We start from the raw sequence: 18,697 nt of genomic DNA on the forward strand, positions 1-18,697 counted from the left end.
TTATTTGCCTAACCATTCTTTTTTTCTTTTTAAATTAACTTGTTGAATAAATTTAAATTTTCCTTTTTCAATTTTGTAAATGAATACAGACATATTAGGTCGATGATCATCTGGAAAATAACTAATAGGAGGAGTTAAACCTAGGGGATTAAAATTTCTTAAATTTTCTAGAGCTTGTTTAATACGGGGACCAGAAATTTTTCCCTCTTTAGCTGCCATTTCGATTCCTTTGGCCATTACAAGCATAGAGGCAAAGCCTCTAATATAGTGAGTCATTTGAGGTTTATTTTGAGTTATTTGTTTTATTATTTTCATTCCAGGGACATCTTGACCATATATTGCAGCTGCTTGAAGAGAATACACTCCTTCTGCTGTGTTGCCTGCTAACTTAATTAAATTTTCATCTCCTCCCCAAATATTTACAAAGAAAACAGGATGAAAATTTAATTTTTTGGCATCTTTTAAAATTACTGCAGTAGAGGGAGTTGTGCCTCCAATCCAAACATAGTCTGGATTTTTTTTCTTTAAGCTTAAAAGCTGAGTAGTAGCGTCAATAGCCTTTAAACTAACATTTTCTTCTCCTACTATTTCATACCCAAGTTTTTGAGCATAATTTTTGGCTGCAGGAATAGGAGCAAGTCCATAAGGATGATCTGGGTAAATAAAGGCTATACGAGGAGCTCTTTTTTGTTTCCAATTATCTTTAAAAAATTTTAAAGCAGCTCTTAGTTGAGTTGAGTAGTCAGCTGCAATAAAAAAATTAAAAGGTGCTTTTTTGGGATTGGTTAAGTGGGCTGAATAAGAAGCAGAAAAAGTAGGTATTTTATCTCTTGCTACAAATCTTGTCAGGGCTTCTGTGTCTTGCGTACCCCATCCTTGAAGGGCTACAATATGTTCTTTTTTAACAAATCGTTTGTATGCACTAATTGCTTGTTGAGCATTATATGCATAATCTACTTGGATTGCTTTTATTTTGTATCCATTAATTCCGCCTTTACTGTTTAGATATTTTATACAATCCATAACTCCTTTAGCATAGGATCTGCCAACAGCAGAAGTAGGTCCGCTAAGATCAGATAGAACCCCTATTTTTATTTCTTTTGCCCATGCTATAGAGAAAGTTAAATTTATACTTATAAACAACATTAACCAGAATCTTAATTTTTTCATAAAAACCTCCCCAAATTTTTAGTTAATAAAAAGTTAATAAAATTTAGTGTGCAAAAGGATAAAGTTTAAAATAAGACTTTATAAGGTGCCATCTATGGGCTAAGCCTTCTGGTTCAAATATTAAAAATAAAATTAAAATAAGACCGAATATTCCTTCTTTTAGACCTAGGACATAGGTACTTATATCAGGAAACATAGAACTTAAATTTTGTGAAATAATAGAAAGTAATTCTGGTAAAAGCGTGATAAACACTGCTCCCATAATACTTCCTAACACTTTTCCAAGACCGCCAATAATAATCATAGCAAGATAAGATATAGATAATCCTACTCCAAACTGTTCTGGGGTGATGTACATAGAATAACTTGCCCATAGTCCACCAGCTATGCCTGCAAAAAAAGAGCTTATGCCAAATGCATAGAGTTTATACTGAAATAGATTAATCCCTATAACTTCTGCTGAAAGATAAAAGTCTCTAATAGAAACAAAAGCCCTCCCTAATTTCGTACGCATAATATTGGTTATAAAAAGAGTAGTTATAGTCACAAAACCGAGAAGAAGATAAAACATTTTTGAGTCATTATCTAAATAAATTCCTAAGATAGTAGGAGAGTCGATGGCAAGTCCATTAGAGCCTCCAGTTATACTATCCCAGTGAAGGAAGATATATTCTAATATAAGTTGAGCTGCCAAAGTAGATATAGCTAAATATATACCTTTTAAGCGTAATGAGGGTAGTCCAAAAATCATGCCTATTAAAGCTGTTATAAGACCTCCTAAGAGAAGAGCAAGGAAGAAGTTTAAGCCTAGATTTAAGAAAAAAGCAGTGGCATATGCGCCTACTCCAATAAAGGCTCCATGTCCTAAAGAAATTTGTCCACAACTACCTGTTAGTAAATTTAGAGATACAGCCCCTATTATAGCTATAAAGATTAAATTAAAAAGAGATAGAATATAAGAATCACATATATACGGAGCAAATACTAGAAATAAAAAAAATAGAATAAAAGATATTTTTTGGAATCTACTTGGAAATATTTGATTTTCTTCTGAGTAACTTTCAAAAAAAAGTCCGCATTTATTTGTTTTCATATTCTTTCTACCTCATGACTACCAAAAAGTCCGTAGGGTTTTACCATTAAAATAATTACCAAGATAATAAAGGAAGCTACTTCTTTCACTCCGCCTAAATGTAAAAACTCTTTAGCAAGACCATCACAAATATTTTCTAATACACCTATAATAAGTCCGCCTAGAGCAGCTCCTAGTAAACTATCTAAACCACCTAAAATCACTGCTGGAAAAACTTTTAGGCCCAAGGAACCCAATTCAGAATTTATTCCATTGATATTACCTAAAATAATTCCTCCTATTGAGGAAACTACACAAGCAATGCACCAAGAAAGGGCAAAGATATTTTTTATTCCTATACCCATAGACTGAGCAGCCTGTTGATCAAAGGCTGTAGCCCGCATGGCAATGCCTAGGGTAGAAAACTTAAAGAATAAAGAAAATATAATGAGAAGAAGGATAGAGAGGATAAAGGCAGCTATATAAACTGGAGCTATGGGTAAATTAAAAATAAAAATAGGAGTATTAGGCAAAACCTGAGGATAAACTCGAATTTGTGTTCCCCAAATAACTTGCACAATAGCCTTTAATACAGATGATAATCCAATTGTTACCATAATAACACTAATTATTGGTTCTCCTATAAGAGGACGTAATACCATCTTTTCTATACATAAACCTAATATAATAGAAAATAATAAAGTCATAATAAATGATATCCAAAATGGTAGGCCTATTTGTACAGTAAGGGCAAAACAAATATAAGCACCTACCATAACTAATTCTCCTTGAGCAAAATTGACCACTTTTGTAGCTTTATAAATAATAACAAACCCAAGAGCTACTAAAGAATATATACTTCCTATTACTAATCCATTTATAAATAGTTGTAGATAATATTCCATTTTTACTCCAATTTTCTTATTTTTATTTCTCCTTTAAAGAGTTTTTTACTGCCATCTTGATAAACTATTTCTGTTTCTAAAATAGTCTTATTTTTATTTTCATACATTGCGTCAATAAGTTTTTTATAACGTTCTGCAACAAATTTACGGCGAATTTTTTTTGTTCTAGTTAATTCTCCATCATCAGCATCTAATTCTTTAAAAAGTAAGGCAAAAGATTTTATTTGGATATTTTGAGGCAATGTTTTATTGATTGAGGAAATTTCTTTTTCTATTAATGCATAAATTTCTGGTTTAGATGCTAAGTCTTGATAGGTGGTATAAGTAATTAATTTTTGTTCAGCAAAACGTCCAACAATGTCCATATCAATACAAATAATGGCTACGATAAAATCTTTACCTTCTCCTATAACCATTGCTTCTTTAATATAAGGAGAAAATTTTAATTTGTTTTCCAAGAATTGAGGGGAAAATTTTGTTCCATTTTTAAGATGCATAACATCTTTTAAACGATCTATTACAACTAATTGTCCATTTTCTTTAAAGTATCCTGCATCACCAGACTTTAACCAACCACTTTCCAAGGTTTCTTCTGTAGCCTTTTTATTTTTATAATATCCTTTAAACACTGCAGGACTTTTAGAAAGGATTTCTCCTTGTTGAGAGATTTTGATTTGAGTTTCCGGGATAGGTTCGCCTACGGTATCAAAATCTATTTTTTTATTTCTGTGAATACAAGAGATGCCAGAAATTTCTGTTTGTCCATATATTTGCTTTAGGTTTATTCCCAGGGCATGAAAGAATCTGAAAGTATCAGGGCCAAGTGCTGCTCCACCAGTAGACGCAGATCGTATCCTAGAAAATCCTAATCTATCTCTTAAGGCTCTAAATAAAAAAAGATTTGCTAAAAAATATTTTAACTTAGTTATTATAGATAGAGGTTGTTGATTTAATATTTTATCTGCATATTCTACTCCCCATGGATAAAAAAGATTAAATAAAAATCTTTTTAGAGGAGTAGTTTCCATAATTTTGACTTGAACTTTGGCAGCTAAATTTTCCCATACCCTAGGCGGAGAAAATATTAAATGAGGACCAATTTCTCTTATATTTTCCTGAACAGTATCTGGTTCTTCAGGGAAGTTGACACAAAAACCAAAGAGTAAGGCAGAAGCTGTTGCCATCATTTGTTCTCCCATCCAAGCTAATGGCAAAAAGGAAACAAACTCGTCAGAAGGATATTTGGGATCAACCAGCCCTAAATTCCAGGCCATTGAAAGAAGATTGACATGAGATAACATCGCCAACTTAGGTTTCCCTGTAGTTCCAGAAGTAGTTGCTATAAGACATATATCTTCTGGATGGGTATTCTTTGCCCATTTAGGGAATAAATGTGATTCTGATTCACCTAGTTTCTCAACTTTTTTAAAGTCTAGAAGTCCATCTACTTGATAATTATGTAATCCTTTGGAATCGTGGTATATTATATATTTTAAGTGTGGCAGGTCGTTGCGGATACTTAAAATTTTATCTACTTGCTCTTGATCTTCTGCTACTACTACTTTAGCTTGAGTGAGTTCAAAGATATACTTTATTTCAGATGCCTGGGCATCCTGATATAGTCCTAAAGCAATTCCTTTTAAAGATTGAATTGCTATTTCTGCAAAAAGCCACTCTGGTCTGTTATCTCCAATTAAGATTAAAATATCATCTTGCTTTAGTCCTAGTTTTTTTAACCCAGCGGCAAAAGAGGCTGTGTGTTGGTAGTAATTATCCCAGGAAAATTTTTGCCAGATACCCAAATATTTTTCTCTTAAGGCAGTTTTATTAGGCCATTTTTGAGCATTTTTAAGTAAAAGTTGGGGTAAAGTAGTGTAGTAAGGTTTGCTCTCCATAAAATTAACGTCCTGTAAACAAACTGTCTTCTTCTCCTAAATAAGCTGCAATAACTTTAGGGTTTTTTTGAATTTCTTTTGGAGTTCCTGTAGCTAATACTTGTCCAAAATCTAAAACCACAATAGAATCGGAAATATCCATAACCACTCCCATATCATGTTCTACTAGTAAAATACTAATGCCCCATTCTTCATTTATGTCTAAAATATAGCGTGCCATATCTTCGGTTTCTTCTAAGTTCATTCCAGCCATTGGTTCATCTAATAATAGAAGAGTTGGGTTTAGAGCTAATGCCCGACCTAATTCTACTCTTTTTTGTACTCCATATGGCAAAGAGCCTGCTATTTTATGGCGATAAGGCGAAAGATTTAAGAAATCTATAATTTTTTCTATATCTCTTCTATGAGTTTCTTCTATTTTTTTTGCCTTTCCAAAATAAAACATGGAGGCTAATAGCCCATAGTTTAAATGAGTATGCCTTCCTACCATTAAATTTTCTAATACTGTAAGTCCTTTGAATAAAGCAATATTCTGAAATGTTCTTGCAAGACCTAACTTAGCCCGTTTGTAAGGAGGTAGCTGCAATATATTTTGACCATTTAAAGTTATTTTTCCTCTGTCTGGTTTGTATCGCCCACTAATGCAATTTAACATGCTGGTTTTACCAGCTCCATTTGGACCAATAAGAGAGACAATCTGTCCTTTTTTAATTTTAAAACTTACACTAACTAAGGCTGCAATGCCTTTAAAAGTAAGAGTTATTTTATCTACTGTTAATAAATTTACATTTTTTCCCATTCTTTACCAAAATCCTCTGGGCCAACAACTTTATATTTTCTTTTTAACAATTCTTTTAGAATAGGAGTTGGATCTTCTGTTTGTACTCTAAAAACAACCATTCTTTTGTTGGCATGAAAAAATGTACCTGTTGAAATAATACTTATATTTAAATCTGCTATTAATTTAGAAACTTCTGCTATAACTCCTGTTCTATCTTCTACTTCAAATGCAATTCTAGATCCTCCTTGCATGAGTCCCATTTCTTCTACTAAGACTTCTAACATAACAGAACGATTAATATAACCAATAAGCTTATTTTTGCTGTTTACCACAGCTAAACCAGGTAGATTTTTTTCATACATTAATTGGGCTGCTAGCTCTATTTCTGTGGATGGATGTACGCTAATTAAGTCAGTTCGAATTAATTTATCAATAGTTAGTTTTGTTAAAAGATAGTTTATTTCATGCCTACTTAAAGAAGTAGCAGGAGAAGGAAGTGCAGCTCGAACATCTTCTTTCCGAATATATCCTACTAATTTGCTTTTATCCTTTACTAATAACATCCACAGTCGCTTTTCTTCCATGATTTTATCTGCGTCCAAGATCAAATCATTTGGAGATAGCGTGGGGAAGTTAGTTAGCATTTTTAATCCTACATACATAATGTCCTCCTTATAAGAAAAAATTTTGAGTAAAGCTAAAAAAAACTAGTTAATGGTTAATATTAATCTATAATTGGCAAGATTCAAAGTTTTTTTGGTAAAAAAGCAAATTAGAGGTTTAAAGTTTGAATTTTGTCTAATGACTTTGTTTTTCTATAACTGTCTTATGTAGTTGTTGAATTAGGGTGAGGTTTATTAGTTAATTAGCGAATTTTTTTGTAATTTTTTTTATTTTTTCTTGACTTTATTTTTTTTTATTGCACAAAATAATAACCAAAATATAAGAAAAAGTTGTTTGTCTGTAAAATAGTTTAGATAACCTTAAAAAATGAGGTTAGTGCTATGTTGAAAAAAGATATTTTTTCATATCAAAATAAAAAAATTATACCTCGATATTTACCTGGAACTTATAAAAAAAGAAAATTAAAAACTTTTCCCAAACAGGACATATTGTCTGTTTGTAGTGGATTAATTGAATCTGTATGCGATGGGTTAGTAATAGTTGATTCTAATTTTAAGATTGTTAAGACAAATAAAAATTTTTTAAAAATAGTGCAAAAGGATCAGGTTGTTGGAAAATATATTTTTGATATTCTTCCTGACAATACTTTTATTTCTATATTAAAGAAAAAGTTTAATAACGATACATATTTGGGAGAAAATATTTTTTATTTTAATAAAAGGTCATTTAAGCCAACAATTTCTTTATTAGGAGATAATCTTTATGTAATTGTATTGCAAGATTTTACTTTCATCAATACATTTCAAAGTGTTAATAAAAAATTAAAGTCAAGAGAAAAGTGGTATAAAGCTGTTGTTAATAATATTCAATCTGGATTGGCAATTGTAGATTATGATACAAGAAAAATTTTAGATATTAACCCAGAGCTAGAGAAAATACTTTTAATAAATAAAAATGATATTATAGGAAAATCTTGTTATGATTATTTATGTGGAGGAGATAGAAGAATATGTGCAAATATTTTTGAAAATAATAATTTAGAGTATAATATAGTAGTGAAAAATAGAGATGGAAAAGATGTTTATCTTTATAAAAAAGTTACAGCATTAGATATAGAAGGTAAAAAATATATTTTAGAATCTATTGTCGATATTACAGAATTAAAAAAAGTTGAACAAGAGTATAAAAATATTAGCACACGTCTTAAGATATTATTTAATAGTTTGCCTTTTTTGGTTATAGCTATTGATGTAGAGGATAAGATAATAGAATGGAATCCTTTGGCAGAAATTTTATTTGGATTTAAAAGAGAACAAGTAGTAGGGAAAAATTTTTCTGAAATTAAAGATAAAGTGAAATGGAAGGAAACTTTGAGCTTAAGCCCTAATGAGGATTCTTTTAAGTTAGAGTCGCAAATGGAGGTTCGTTATTTACGTTCTGATGGTAAAAGTGGCTTTTTAGATCTGCGTTTTATTGATTTTAGAGAACTTCCAGGGGATGGAGATGAAAAAATATTACTTATTGTAGGCAATGATATTACAGAATTTAAAGTTATTCAAAGTCAACTTTCTCAAGCTCAAAAGTTGGAAGCCATTGGACAGTTGGCTGCGGGTATAGCTCATGAGATTAATACGCCTGCTCAGTATGTTAGTGATAACTTGTATTTTCTTTCAGAAACTTTAGAAGATTTAACTAATTTAATAGAAGATTTACGGCAGTGTTTAACTTCTTCAAAAAATATAGAAGAAAGTAAAAGAATATTAAAAGAAAAATTAGAATCAATGGATATAGATTTTATTTTAGAAGAATTTCCCAAGGCTATAGAACAGAGCTTGGAGGGAATAAAGAGAATATCTAAGATAGTACAATCTATGAAACAATTTGCTCATCCTGGCTCTGGAGAAGAAAAAGTATTTACTAATTTAAATAAAGCTATAGAAAATGCCTCTATTATTACTAAAAATACATGGAAGTATGTAGCTGATTTTGAGTTGGATTTAGAAGAAGATTTACCTTTAGTTAAGTGTTATCCATTTGAAATTAATCAAGTGTTGTTAAATATGATTGTTAATGCTGCAGATGCTATAAAAGAAAAAGTAGGAGAAAATGCATCAAAAGGAGATAAAGGAAAGATTAAAATCACTACTCGAAAAGTTGGAGATAGAGTAAGAATTTTAATTGAAGATACAGGATGTGGAATTCCTGAGGATATTTTGCCTAAGATCTTTGAACCTTTTTTTACTACCAAGGAAGTTGGAAAAGGTACGGGACAGGGATTGGCTATCTCTTATAATATTATTGTAGAAAAACATAAGGGATTGCTTAGTGTTCAAAGTGAGGTGAATAAAGGGACAGTTTTTAATATAGAAATTCCAATTGATGAGGAGTGATATGGGTAGACCTAGAATTATATTTGTTGATGACGAAGTTAATGTATTAAATGCCTTAAAAAGGAGTTTATTTTCTTTACGTAAAACGTTGGATATGGTTTTTGAAAATGTTCCAGAAAAGGCTGTGCAAAAGTTAAAAACAGAACATTTTGATATTATTGCTACAGATATGAGAATGCCAAAAGTAGATGGTAGTGCAATTTTAAGAGTAGCAAGTGAATTGCAACCTCAGGCTCTTAGGATTGTTATTTCTGGTTATTCAGAAGAGGAAACTATTTTAAAAACAGTGGGATTGGCACATCAATTTTTGGCTAAGCCTGTATCTCCAGAGGAATTAAAAAAGGTTATAAAAAGAGGTTTTGCTATTAAAGATATTGTGGAAAACGAGGATATTAGAAAATTAGTAGGTAAATTAGAAACAATTCCTTCTGTACCAAAGGTTTATAATGAATTAGTAAAAGCATTAAATTCTAATAAAGCTACACCTAAAATGCTGGCTCAAATTATTATGCAAGATGTGGGACTAAGTAGTAAAATTTTACAGTTAGTTAATTCTGCATTCTTTGGGCTGTTAAGAAAAGTTAGAAGCATTGAGGAAGCTGTAGTTTTTCTTGGAATAGATACTATTAGGTCATTAGTTTTAGGTGTAAATTTGTTCAAAACCATGCAAAATGTAAGTATTAATGGGTTCTCTTTGTCTAAAAGAATAGTGCATTGTTTGAATGTGGCTTCTCTAGCTAGACAGATTGTGTTAAAAGAAAATTTAGAAAATGTAGAATTGGATGATGTTTTTTTAGCAGGTTTAGTTCATGACTGTGGTTTAGTGATTTTAATAGAGAATTTTCCAGATTTATATAGAAAGGTTCTTAAATTATCTGAAGAAAAAAAGCTCCCTCTTTTTAAAAGTGAAAGATATATTTTTGGGGTAAGCCATGCAGAGGTCGGAGGATACTTGTTGGCAATGTGGGGATTACCTGAAAACATTGTACGGGCTGTATGTTTTCATCATGAGCCCTTGAAAGATTGTTTTAATTATATTAATTGTACTGTGGTTTTACATATTGCCGATGCTTTAGTAGAAAAATTAGATGGAGACTTTTCTAGTTCTTTAAATAAAGAAGTGATTCAAAAATTTTCTTTACAAGATAAGATAAAAGAATTTTTAGGTTTATTGAAAGGAGAAGATGAATGATTCTAGAAAAGATTTTGTTTGTAGATGATGATACTAAAATTTTAGATGGATTTAGAAGAACGCTTAGAAAAAAATTTAGGGTGGAAACTGCTGTAAATGGAATGCAAGCATTAAAAATTCTAAATAAAGATAAAAATCCTTATGCAGTAGTAGTTGCTGATTTAAAAATGCCTCAAATGAATGGATTAGAATTTTTAGTAAGAGTAAAGGAACTTTTTCCTTCTATAGTGAGAATGATGCTTACTGGCCATGGTGATTTAGATGATGCTATTCAAGCTATAAATAGTGGGGAAGTTTTTCGTTTTTTAGTAAAGCCAGTAAAGCCAAAAGATTTAGAACAAGCTCTTTTAGATGGAGTAAAATATTATAGATTGCAAAAAACAGAAAAAGAACTTTTAGAAAAGACTTTAAAAGGAGTAATTGATATTTTAGTAGATATTTTGAATATGACCAATGATGAGGCCTTAGGAAGAGCATCTAGGATAAAGAGATATGTGCGAGATGTGGCTATTACTTTAGGAGAGATAGATATTTGGAAATACGAAACAGCAGCTCTTTTATCTCAAATAGGATGTATTATTTTACCTCCTGAGGTTATAAAAAAAGTGAGAACAGGAGAAAGATTAGAAGGAGAAGAGTACCAACTTTATATGCAGCATCCTTTTATTGCCTCAGATTTATTAAAAAAAATTCCTAGGATGGAAGAGGTAGCAGAAATTATAGCTTATCAACAAAAAAATTATGATGGAACAGGTTTCCCCCTAGACCCCCTTAGAGGAGATAAGATTCCTTTAGGAGCAAGGATTTTAAGATTTGTATTAGATTTTGACTTGCATATTTTAAGAGAAAAGAGCAAGAAAAAAGCCTTAAATAAAATGCTTGAGCATAAATCTCGTTATGATCCAAAAGTTTTTAAAGCATTTTTAGAAGTAGTCAATTTAGATGACGAATATAAAGTAAGGGTTGTTACAGTAGAGGAAGTTATTCCATATATGATTTTTATAGAAGATATTTATAGTTTAAATGGAATGCTACTTTTAAAAAAAGGTCATGAAGTTACGCCTGCTTTAGCAGAAAAGTTAAGATTTTTAGATAAGACCTATGGAATTAAGCAACCCCTAAAGGTTTTAGTCCCTCCGAAGTTTTTAATAGAAAAGAGAACAGGAGCCCTTACAAAAGGTTCAAGTGGATAAAATAGTCAACAGAGTAAAATTAAAACAGCGTTCTATTTTAAGTTGGTGTTTATATGATTTTGCTAATTCTTCTTACTCTGCTGTTATTATTGCTGTAATTTTTCCTGTTTTTTTTGTTTCCCATATTGTGGGAGGACCTAGGGGCGATTTATTATGGGGTAGAGCCATTTCTCTAAGCATGTTTGTAAGTGCTATTTTAGCTCCTATTTTAGGAGCTATTGCTGATTTCTGTAAAATCAAAAAATTTTTTTTTATCGGATTTACTCTGTTAGGAAGTTTGATTGTATGTTGCATGTCTTTTTTACAAGCAGGTGATATTTATTGGGCTTTTTGGTTAATAGTTTCAAGTAATATTTTTTTTGAATCTAGTTTAATCTTTTATAATTCGTTTTTGCTAGATATATCTTCATATGAAGTGCGAGGTAGAGTCTCTAGTTGGGGATTTGGCTTAGGATATATTGGTTCTATTTTCGCTTTATCTATAGGCTTATATTGGATAAAAAGGGATTTAATTTTTTTCACATGGTTAAGTACAGGGCTTTTTTGGCTTATTTTCTCTTTTCCTGCCTTTATTTTTTTACCTAAAGATACAAATAGAGTTCAAATCTATCACGGAATTAAGAAAGGAATTAATTTATTTAAAGAAGCAGTAAAAAGTGTTTTTATTAATAAAAATTTATTGAAATTTTTATTAGCTTATTTTTTATATATAGATGCAATTAATACTATCATAGTATTTTCTAGTATATTTGCTTCATCAAGTTTAAAAATGTCTCTTACTGAATTAATTTTTTTGTATATAGTTGTCCAATTAAGTGCTGCTATAGGTTCATTTCTCTTGTCAAAATATATTGATATTAAAGGTCCAAAAATTATTATAAGTTATTTATTAGTTTTTTGGTGTTTAGTTATCATAGGTGTATATTTTGTGAATAATAAAGATCTATTTTTTCTTTTAGCTTGTATAGCTGGTTTTGGATTAGGAAGTATTCAATCTAGTTCTAGAGCTATGTTTAGTTATTTTATTCCAAAAGGAGAAGAATGTAAATTTTTTGGTTTTTATGGATTTATTGGCAAGTCATCTGCGATTATAGGACCGTTAGTTTTTGGTCTAATATCATATTATACATCAAATCAACGTTTTGCTGTGTTGAGTTTGTTAGTTTTTATTATTTTAGGTCTTTTATTTATAAATTTAATAGATGAATGATATAGTCAATTTGTGTTGTTTATTTTTAAAATGGTCTCATGAAAAATAAGTAAATTTAATTGAAATAAAATCTGGATTTTTTAGATAGGATTGTCTAAAATGCATTTAAAAGATTGAGTTAAGAGGGATGCTCATGGAAGATAAGGTTAAGCAGGTAGTAAAAAAAGTAGTAGATGCTGTTACAAATGTACTTGGCACTATGGCTATGGTTGAAGTAAAAGTTGGAAAGCCATATTTAAAAAAAGAAAATTCAGCTCATGGAGATATTTCAGGTATTATTGGTTTTTCTAGTCCGAATGGTAAAAATAAAGGAAGTATGTCAGTAACTTTTACTGAACAGAGTGCTTTGGGTGTTATAGGGCAAATGTTAGGCGAGGAGTTTACTGAATTAAATAAAGATGTGATAGACGCAGTTGGTGAGCTTACTAATATGATTTCAGGTCAAGCTCGTAGAGGTATGGATGAAATTGGTATGACTTTTGAAGCTGGAATTCCTTCTGTAGTGACGGGGAAAAATCATAGTATTAGTCATGTCTCTAATTCCGCTATTTTAGCTATACCATTTGAAAGCCAGTTTGGACCAATTATTGTTGAAATTTGTTTTGCTTAGTTAATTTAAAAAACAAAAAGGCAGTGAAAACCACTGCCTTTTTGTTTTAAGATAATTTTATTATTTCTTCTACGTTAGCTTCTATTAATTGAGTATTAGGTGCATATTGAGTTAAGTATTTTTTAAATGCATCTGTATTTTGCTCTAAAACAGGAAATGATCCCCAATGCATTGGAATTACATTTTTACATTTAAGCATTTTACAAGCATAAGCTGCCTGTTTAGGATCCATTGTAAATGTTCCACCAATAGGAAGCAAAGCTAAATCAATATTATATAATTCTCCCCAAATGTTCATGCTATTAAAAATTCCTGTATCTCCAGCATGATATATAGTATATCCATTTTCAAGTTGAACTATAAATCCAACAGGATTTCCTTTTTCCGAAGAATGAAATGCTTGGGTCATAGTAATTTGAATATCTTTGAATTTTACTGTGCCTCCAATATTAAAGCCAATTCCATTTAAAATTTGCTCGGTTGGAACACCTTGAGAGGCACAAGCATTGGCTATTTCTACAATAGTTCCCAAGTGGGCTTTAAAGTGCTTACATATTTCTATTGCTTGTCCTAAGTGGTCTGCATGATCATGGGTTACTAGAACTAAATCTACTTTTTTTAAATCTTTAAATCCTATTTTAGCTGCAGGATTGCCTTCAAACCATGGATCAATTAAAATATTAAGATTAGGAGTAATTATTTCAAAATTTGCATGACCATGCCATATTATTTGGTTAGACATTTTATCCCTCCTTGTTAAAATTAGAAATTTTTAAATAATTTTTTATCGCCCCATCTGGGAGAGAGATTATGTTCTATTTGTAAATGGTCAAGCACTTTCGCAACAAGTTGATTAATTAGGTCAGAAATAGTTTTAGGTTTAGTATAAAAATTAGGACAAGGAGGTAAAATGGTTGCCCCTGCTTGTTTTAATTGCATCATGTTTTTGAGGTGAATTAAATTAAGTGGGGTTTCTCTGGGCACAAGGATTAATTTTTTTTCTTCTTTTAAACAAACATCAGCGGCTCTATGAATAAGATTGTTTCCAATACCCATTGCAATATATCCTAAGGTAGCCATTGAACATGGAATTATTACCATTCCGTTATGTTGCCATGAGCCGCTTGCCATAGGGGCTTCTAATTGATTTTCTGAGTATAAATTGTATTTAGAAAACTTTTGTTTCCAGTTAGGTATCTCTAAATCAAGAACTTTTTTTCCTGCATTAGAGATTATTATAAATGTACTGATATTTTTATGCTGGTTTAAGGTTTCTACTAACTTTAAGCCATAAATTACCCCACTTGCGCCTGTAATAGCTATAATTATTTTTTTTTGCTTCATATTTAAAAAATTTAGGTCAATCTTTATTTCTTGACAAGAGATTTTATTGAGACATAGAAAGAGCTTTCTTAAAGGGCAATTAGCTCAGTTGGATAGAGCGTCAGCCTCCGGAGCTGAAGGCCGCAGGTTCAAATCCTGCATTGCCCACCAAATTAACTTATTCCTAATCTTTTCATTTTTTTTCGAAGTCCTTCTCTGCTTATTCCTAATCTCTTGGCAGCTTCTGTTTTATTTCCTTGGGTACTTTCTAAAACCTGTTGAATAAGGATTTTTTCAGCTTCCTTAAGAGTTAAGTTATTATGATGGCTCATAAGTTGAAGTGGGTTGCTATTTTCTTGAGAGATGGTGATTTTTTCTGATAGATCTTTTACATCAATTGTTTCTGTATCACTCAATACAATAGCTCTTTCAATTTCATTTTTGAGCTCTCTTACATTACCAGGCCAACTATAATTTAAAAGAGCTTGTTTGGCTTGAGGAGTAAGGTTTTTTACTTTTAATCCTAATTGCTTGCAGGTGTTTTCTAAAAAAAATTTTATTAAAAGAGGAATATCATCGGGTCTTTCTCTGAGAGGTGGAATGTGAATATGGATTACATTCAATCTATAAAATAAGTCTTCTCTAAAGGATCCTTTTTTAATCTCTTTTTCTAAATTTTTGTTAGTGGCTGCAATGATTCTTGCTTGGACAGGAATAGGCCTTTTCCCTCCAATAGGAGTGATTTTTTTTTCTTCCAAAGCTCTTAATAATTTTGCTTGATTAGAAAGACTTAAATCACCTATTTCGTCTAAGAAAATAGTCCCTTTTTTAGCAAGAACTAATTTCCCTTCTCTTTTATCTACACCAGTTGCTACACCTTTTTCTATTCCAAATAATTCAGCCTCAATTAAATCTTTAGGTAAGGCTGAACAATTAATAGCAATAAAAGGATGATTTGCTCTTATACTAGAATAGTGGAAGGCATTAGCTATAACTTCTTTTCCTGTTCCTGTTTCTCCTGTAAGCAAGACAGGAAAAGGGGTATTAGCAGTTTTTTTAATTTTCTCTATAATATTTAAAACAGCTTTAGATTTGCCAATAATGTTTTGAAAAGAAAATTTTTGGTGAAGTTTTTGCTTTAATTCAGCATTTTCGTCTTTGAGTTGTTGATGAGCTTTTATGAGGTCTTGTTGTGTTTGCCTGAGTTGATCAATAATAGTTTCTAAATGAAATTCTCTTGCTTCTACTTTTACCAACATTAAACCAAAAGATTCTGCTAGCCTCGCTATGGGTTTGGGATAATTATTAAAATTAGTCATTTCAAAAAGTTGTTTAGCATATTCATAGTTTCCATTAGCAATGCTTTCACATATTTCAATAAGATTGTTGTAAAAGTTTTTTTCTTCTAAATGATTTCCTATCATAGCAATTATCCTCTTTTTGTTTAAGAAGAAATATTACCAACAATGTTGTCTAAAAAGCAAATTTTTTTTGCACCTCAAATAGAAACCCCCTTTAATTATTTAAGAAATTTTTTGGTCTGTTTTTTGCTGTGTTTTTTTAGCAAGCTATAAAAAAATCTTAACTTGACTTTTATTTATATTTTGCAATAATCATCTGTAATAATAGAAAAAAAGGAGTTTTATTTTTTTAAAATGAAAATATGTTACTTTAAAAAGGGTCTTTTTTTTATTTTATTAGTTTCATTAGCAATGATAAGCATTTTATTATGTTCTTGTGGAGGAGAAAAGAAACCTACTATACTGGAACCAAAATGGTCTTATGCTTCTGCTGCTATTAAAATAAGATATAAAGCGACTAAGGATCTTAATTTTTATAATGGTGAAGCCCATAGCGTGATATTAAAAATTTTTCAGTTAAAAGATTCCTCTCATTTTAAAGATCTGGTTCAAAGTAAAGGTGGTTTGATAAGAGCCTTACAATTTTCTGGTCAGACACAATTTTTAGGTGATGCTCAAAGCGATGTTGTTTCATATAAACAGTTTATTGTTATGCCAGGAGAGGAGAAAGTAATTTCCTTAGATCGTTTAGAAGGAACAAAATGGATTGCTATTTTGGCGGGCTATTATAATCTTGATCCAATAAAGTCTGTAAAAATTTTTCAAATTCCAGTGATATATAAGGAGGAAGGTTTAATTTTTAAAACTAAAACTGTTAGTTTGGGAGAACTGTTTGTTAATCTTATTTTAGGTCCACTTGGGATTCAACAAATAGGAGGATAAGTTGCAACCACTGAAACCTATATTATGGCATCAAGGTCTTTTTTTACAACCTCAGCATTTTCAATATTTAGAAAATTATTTTAGCTCACTAACTCATCTTTTATTTAAATACAGAGAAAACGAGTTTTGGGGTGTTGTAAGATTACAGATTAATGAAACCTCTTTAAATGAGTTTATTTTTGATATTTTAAATGGCGAGTTTGTATTTAGAGGAGGAGAATGGATAGCATTTCCTGGAAATGCTCACTTGAAAAGACGGTCATTTGAAGAAGAATGGACAGATCCAGATAAACCCTTTTATGTTTTTTTAGGACTAAAAAAAATTGCTCGAGATGAAAAAAATGTTTTTCTATGGGAAGAAGGTACAGAAGTTTCTTCAGACCTTAGTGTGAGGTTTATAGCTAAGGAAAATCCAGAAGAAGTCCAAGATCAACTTGATCCTAGTGCACCTGTTGGTCACCTAAAAAAGATGGAATATTTTTTAAAGATTTTGTGGGAGACTGAAGTCCAAGGAATAGCTGACTATGATATAATACCACTAGCCAAGCTTATAAGGGAAGGAAATAATATTAAATTAGCAGAAGATTATGTACCTCCATGTTTAACAATAGCGTCTTCTCAAGTATTGCTAGGTTTATTTAAAACAGTTAGGGATCAACTCACTTCTCGCTGTAAACAATTAGAAGAATTTAAAAATCCTGGAGAAGTTGAAAAGATAGATATAGATAGTCAATATTTGACTTATCTTCTAGCTTTAAGATCTTTAAATAGATATGTACCCGTTATTTATTCTTTATTTGAACAGTCTAAAACTACATCTCCAAGAGATGCTTATACTCTTTTATCTCAAATTATAGGAGAGCTAAGTACATTTTCTCAGAGAATTAATGCTTTAACAGAAACTGAAAAAGGAATTAGACTTCTTCCTAATTATAATCATGAAGATCCTTTTCCTTGTTTTAATGAAGCTAATAGATTAATATGGGAATTATTAAATGAAATTGTTATTGGTCCAGAACATATTATTAAACTAAATAAAGAAGATTTATATTGGATAGCAGAATTACCAGCAGATAGTTTAGACCTTAGAAATGATTTTTATTTAGCATTGCATACTAGTTTAGATAAGAATTCTGTTTTGGAGTCAGTAAGTCAATTAGTAAAATTGTGTTCTTCTCAGGAAGTATTAACTCTTGTGTCAAGAGCCTTACCAGGAATTCCTTTGAATTATATAGAAGTGCCACCACCTGGCCTACCTAAAAAAATGAATAGTCATTATTTTAGAATAGCTAGAGAAAATAAATTATGGGAATATGTAGAAAGAGATAGAGATATTGCTTTGGTTTGGGAAGGATGTCCAGAAGATTTAAAAGTGGAAGTTGTTGTTTTAAAAAAGTAAATAGAGTAGGAAGGAGAAGTTTGAATGAGCTCTAACTACAGATTAGTAGATTGTTTTATGGAAATATTTTCTTATACTTTATATTTTCTGGAACAAATACAACAAGGAGAAAATATTGAATTTGAGAAAGTAAGAGAAGATTATAACTTATTACTTAAGGATTCAGCTAAAATGGCAGCTAAAGCTGGATTTTCAAATGTAAAATGGAAAAAAGGAATTTTTCCAGTAGCTGCTTTTGTAGATGAAAAAATTTTGTGTTCTAAGTGGCAAAATAAAACTAAATGGATAAATTTTCAACTTCAGAGAAAACTTTTTAATACTACAAATGCAGGAGAAGAGTTTTTTCGTACTCTGGAACAGTTATCTTCAAAGGATAAAGATGTGAGAGAAGTCTATTCTTATTGTTTAGCTTTGGGATTTAATGGAAAATATTATAGCGAAGAAGATAAAGAAAAATTACAAGAGATTAAAGCAGATAATTTACTTCAGTATTTTAATGAAGATGAAGATATGGGACTTCCAGATTTACTATGTCCAGAAGCTTATCCATTAGAAATTCAGAAACGGTTAAAACCTTCTTATTTTTCTAGAAAATCATGGGTTCTTTTTGTTATTCCGTTAATTTTATTAATTAGTGTGTTCGTAATGAGTAAGTGGCATTTAGAACTGACATTTAAAACCTTGTTTTAA

Annotated in this window: 17 protein-coding genes and 1 tRNA gene; 9 read left to right on the forward strand and 9 right to left on the reverse strand. The window is 30.7% G+C overall.

The genetic code is table 11. The features are described 5' to 3' along the window. The 6 genes from BLP60_RS00715 to BLP60_RS00740 are packed head-to-tail and all read right to left on the reverse strand — an operon-like array spanning position 1 to position 6,485. Entirely contained in the window at positions 1-1,170 is a 1,170-nt protein-coding gene (locus tag BLP60_RS00715) for an ABC transporter substrate-binding protein (RefSeq protein ID WP_092061844.1), read from the reverse strand. Between the two features lie 43 nt (positions 1,171-1,213). Further along, complete coding sequence (locus BLP60_RS00720) at positions 1,214-2,263, reverse strand: branched-chain amino acid ABC transporter permease (protein WP_092061847.1); 1,050 nt, start codon at positions 2,261-2,263, stop codon at positions 1,214-1,216. Continuing rightward, entirely contained in the window at positions 2,260-3,147 is an 888-nt protein-coding gene (locus BLP60_RS00725; RefSeq protein ID WP_092061850.1) for a branched-chain amino acid ABC transporter permease, read from the reverse strand. The genes BLP60_RS00720 and BLP60_RS00725 overlap by 4 nt, the downstream gene beginning before the upstream one ends. 2 nt (positions 3,148-3,149) lie before the next feature. Next, on the reverse strand, positions 3,150-5,042 hold the full coding sequence (locus BLP60_RS00730) for an AMP-binding protein (protein WP_092061853.1): 1,893 nt from the start codon (positions 5,040-5,042) through the stop codon (positions 3,150-3,152). 4 nt (positions 5,043-5,046) lie between these two features. After that, on the reverse strand, positions 5,047-5,841 hold the full coding sequence (locus BLP60_RS00735) for an ABC transporter ATP-binding protein (protein WP_092061856.1): 795 nt from the start codon (positions 5,839-5,841) through the stop codon (positions 5,047-5,049). Next, on the reverse strand, positions 5,826-6,485 hold the full coding sequence (locus BLP60_RS00740; RefSeq protein WP_092061860.1) for a CBS domain-containing protein: 660 nt from the start codon (positions 6,483-6,485) through the stop codon (positions 5,826-5,828). The genes BLP60_RS00735 and BLP60_RS00740 overlap by 16 nt, the downstream gene beginning before the upstream one ends. Positions 6,486-6,827: 342 nt before the next feature. Here BLP60_RS00740 and BLP60_RS00745 point away from each other — a divergent pair, with 342 nt between their 5' ends. The 5 genes from BLP60_RS00745 (at position 6,828) to BLP60_RS00765 (ending at position 13,042) form a co-directional block, all read left to right on the forward strand. Further along, positions 6,828-8,837 (forward strand): PAS domain-containing sensor histidine kinase, encoded by a 2,010-nt coding sequence (locus BLP60_RS00745; protein ID WP_092061864.1) that lies wholly within the window; start codon positions 6,828-6,830, stop codon positions 8,835-8,837. 1 nt (position 8,838) lies between these two features. Further along, positions 8,839-10,029: a response regulator gene (locus tag BLP60_RS00750; RefSeq protein WP_159427661.1), complete on the forward strand. Its 1,191-nt coding sequence runs from the start codon at positions 8,839-8,841 to the stop codon at positions 10,027-10,029. Beyond that, positions 10,026-11,222, forward strand: coding sequence for an HD domain-containing phosphohydrolase (locus BLP60_RS00755; RefSeq protein WP_092061870.1), 1,197 nt, complete (start codon positions 10,026-10,028; stop codon positions 11,220-11,222). The genes BLP60_RS00750 and BLP60_RS00755 overlap by 4 nt, the downstream gene beginning before the upstream one ends. Continuing rightward, positions 11,215-12,432, forward strand: coding sequence for an MFS transporter (locus tag BLP60_RS00760; RefSeq protein ID WP_092061873.1), 1,218 nt, complete (start codon positions 11,215-11,217; stop codon positions 12,430-12,432). Before BLP60_RS00755 ends, BLP60_RS00760 begins: the two co-directional genes overlap by 8 nt. A gap of 133 nt (positions 12,433-12,565) precedes the next feature. Further along, complete coding sequence (locus BLP60_RS00765) at positions 12,566-13,042, forward strand: chemotaxis protein CheX (RefSeq protein WP_092061876.1); 477 nt, start codon at positions 12,566-12,568, stop codon at positions 13,040-13,042. A gap of 46 nt (positions 13,043-13,088) precedes the next feature. Here the strand turns inward: BLP60_RS00765 and BLP60_RS00770 are convergent, their stop codons facing one another. Together BLP60_RS00770 and BLP60_RS00775 are read right to left on the reverse strand one after the other, a co-directional pair. Beyond that, positions 13,089-13,784 (reverse strand): metal-dependent hydrolase, encoded by a 696-nt coding sequence (locus tag BLP60_RS00770; protein ID WP_092061879.1) that lies wholly within the window; start codon positions 13,782-13,784, stop codon positions 13,089-13,091. A 20-nt stretch (positions 13,785-13,804) separates the two neighbouring features. After that, positions 13,805-14,386, reverse strand: coding sequence for a UbiX family flavin prenyltransferase (locus tag BLP60_RS00775; protein ID WP_092061882.1), 582 nt, complete (start codon positions 14,384-14,386; stop codon positions 13,805-13,807). Positions 14,387-14,459: 73 nt separating this feature from the next. Between BLP60_RS00775 and BLP60_RS00780 the strand changes: the two genes are divergently transcribed. Further along, positions 14,460-14,536: transfer RNA gene (locus BLP60_RS00780), tRNA-Arg, on the forward strand. Positions 14,537-14,538: 2 nt separating this feature from the next. Here the strand turns inward: BLP60_RS00780 and BLP60_RS00785 are convergent. Then, positions 14,539-15,789 carry a sigma-54 interaction domain-containing protein gene (locus BLP60_RS00785; RefSeq protein ID WP_092061885.1) on the reverse strand — a complete coding sequence of 417 codons (1,251 nt, stop codon included), beginning with the start codon at positions 15,787-15,789 and terminating at the stop codon, positions 14,539-14,541. 231 nt (positions 15,790-16,020) lie between these two features. Between BLP60_RS00785 and tssJ the strand changes: the two genes are divergently transcribed. Genes tssJ through BLP60_RS00800 form a run of 3 tightly spaced genes read left to right on the forward strand, consistent with a single transcriptional unit; the run spans position 16,021 to position 18,697 of the window. After that, the gene (gene tssJ / locus BLP60_RS00790) at positions 16,021-16,608 is read left to right on the forward strand and encodes a type VI secretion system lipoprotein TssJ (protein WP_092061888.1); all 588 of its coding nucleotides are present in this window, start codon (positions 16,021-16,023) and stop codon (positions 16,606-16,608) included. A gap of 1 nt (position 16,609) precedes the next feature. After that, positions 16,610-18,007, forward strand: a complete 1,398-nt coding sequence (gene tssK / locus BLP60_RS00795) for a type VI secretion system baseplate subunit TssK (RefSeq protein ID WP_092061892.1) — start codon at positions 16,610-16,612, stop codon at positions 18,005-18,007. 24 nt (positions 18,008-18,031) lie between these two features. Then, positions 18,032-18,697: a DotU family type IV/VI secretion system protein gene (locus BLP60_RS00800; RefSeq protein ID WP_092061895.1), complete on the forward strand. Its 666-nt coding sequence runs from the start codon at positions 18,032-18,034 to the stop codon at positions 18,695-18,697.

Source organism: Desulfonauticus submarinus (genome assembly GCF_900104045.1).
Classification (GTDB): domain Bacteria; phylum Desulfobacterota; class Desulfovibrionia; order Desulfovibrionales; family Desulfonatronovibrionaceae; genus Desulfonauticus; species Desulfonauticus submarinus.

What these genes read in the sequence shown, in the direction of transcription:
- BLP60_RS00785 (WP_092061885.1), bottom strand. Translation starts at nt 15,789, where the DNA reads ATGATAGGAAATCATTTAGAAGAAAAAAACTTTTACAACAATCTTATT.
- BLP60_RS00775 (WP_092061882.1), bottom strand. Translation starts at nt 14,386, where the DNA reads ATGAAGCAAAAAAAAATAATTATAGCTATTACAGGCGCAAGTGGGGTA.
- BLP60_RS00730 (WP_092061853.1), bottom strand. Translation starts at nt 5,042, where the DNA reads ATGGAGAGCAAACCTTACTACACTACTTTACCCCAACTTTTACTTAAA.
- BLP60_RS00735 (WP_092061856.1), bottom strand. Translation starts at nt 5,841, where the DNA reads ATGGGAAAAAATGTAAATTTATTAACAGTAGATAAAATAACTCTTACT.
- BLP60_RS00765 (WP_092061876.1), top strand. Translation starts at nt 12,566, where the DNA reads ATGGAAGATAAGGTTAAGCAGGTAGTAAAAAAAGTAGTAGATGCTGTT.
- BLP60_RS00715 (WP_092061844.1), bottom strand. Translation starts at nt 1,170, where the DNA reads ATGAAAAAATTAAGATTCTGGTTAATGTTGTTTATAAGTATAAATTTA.
- BLP60_RS00800 (WP_092061895.1), top strand. Translation starts at nt 18,032, where the DNA reads ATGAGCTCTAACTACAGATTAGTAGATTGTTTTATGGAAATATTTTCT.
- tssJ (WP_092061888.1), top strand. Translation starts at nt 16,021, where the DNA reads ATGAAAATATGTTACTTTAAAAAGGGTCTTTTTTTTATTTTATTAGTT.
- BLP60_RS00725 (WP_092061850.1), bottom strand. Translation starts at nt 3,147, where the DNA reads ATGGAATATTATCTACAACTATTTATAAATGGATTAGTAATAGGAAGT.
- BLP60_RS00745 (WP_092061864.1), top strand. Translation starts at nt 6,828, where the DNA reads ATGTTGAAAAAAGATATTTTTTCATATCAAAATAAAAAAATTATACCT.
- BLP60_RS00740 (WP_092061860.1), bottom strand. Translation starts at nt 6,485, where the DNA reads ATGTATGTAGGATTAAAAATGCTAACTAACTTCCCCACGCTATCTCCA.
- BLP60_RS00750 (WP_159427661.1), top strand. Translation starts at nt 8,839, where the DNA reads ATGGGTAGACCTAGAATTATATTTGTTGATGACGAAGTTAATGTATTA.
- BLP60_RS00720 (WP_092061847.1), bottom strand. Translation starts at nt 2,263, where the DNA reads ATGAAAACAAATAAATGCGGACTTTTTTTTGAAAGTTACTCAGAAGAA.
- BLP60_RS00755 (WP_092061870.1), top strand. Translation starts at nt 10,026, where the DNA reads ATGATTCTAGAAAAGATTTTGTTTGTAGATGATGATACTAAAATTTTA.
- BLP60_RS00770 (WP_092061879.1), bottom strand. Translation starts at nt 13,784, where the DNA reads ATGTCTAACCAAATAATATGGCATGGTCATGCAAATTTTGAAATAATT.